Origin of the sequence: Rhodococcus sp. ENV425, assembly GCF_002887785.1 — a bacterium.
In the GTDB taxonomy this organism is placed as follows: Bacteria; Actinomycetota; Actinomycetes; order Mycobacteriales; family Mycobacteriaceae; genus Rhodococcus; species Rhodococcus aetherivorans.
In genome coordinates, this window is sequence record NZ_PCZU01000301.1 from 10,003 (window position 1) to 10,481 (window position 479).

Here is a 479-nt window from a genome sequence, read left to right on the forward strand (position 1 = left end):
GCTGCGGGTTCAGGTCACTGCTGGTTGTAGAACCCCGTCTCCGCGATCCGGCGGCGCTCTTCGGCGGAGACGTCGATGTCCGCCGGGGAGAGCAGGAACACCTTGGTGGCGACCTTGTCGAACGAGCCGCGCAGCGCGAAGGCCAGCCCGGCGGCGAAGTCGACGAGCCGTTTGGCGTCGGCGTTGCTCATCTCCACCAAATCCATGATCACCGGGGTGCCGTCGCGGAACCGCTCGCCGATGGTGCGGGCCTCGCCGTAGTCCCGGGGACGCAGCGTGGTGATCTTCGACAACGGGCCTCCCTCGTCGAACAGTGCGCCGCGACGGGCCTCGGACCGTTCGAGCCGGCCCTCGGAGCCGAGCGACGACCGCGCGGCGGCGCGGGCAGGCGGGGTCGGGCGCGGTGCGCGGGCCGTGATCGGCTCCACGCGGGCCGCCCGCACGGGGGGCTCGTAGCGATCGAAGCCGTCCGGCTCGAA

1 protein-coding gene is annotated in these 479 nt (G+C 72.2%); it reads right to left on the reverse strand.

Features of this window, described 5'->3' with window-relative positions; all coding sequences use genetic code 11:
- Positions 1-14: 14 nt before the first annotated feature.
- Positions 15-479 (reverse strand): cell division protein SepF (locus CQZ88_RS32150; protein ID WP_258008863.1); only part of this gene is annotated, 465 nt, incomplete at its 5' end.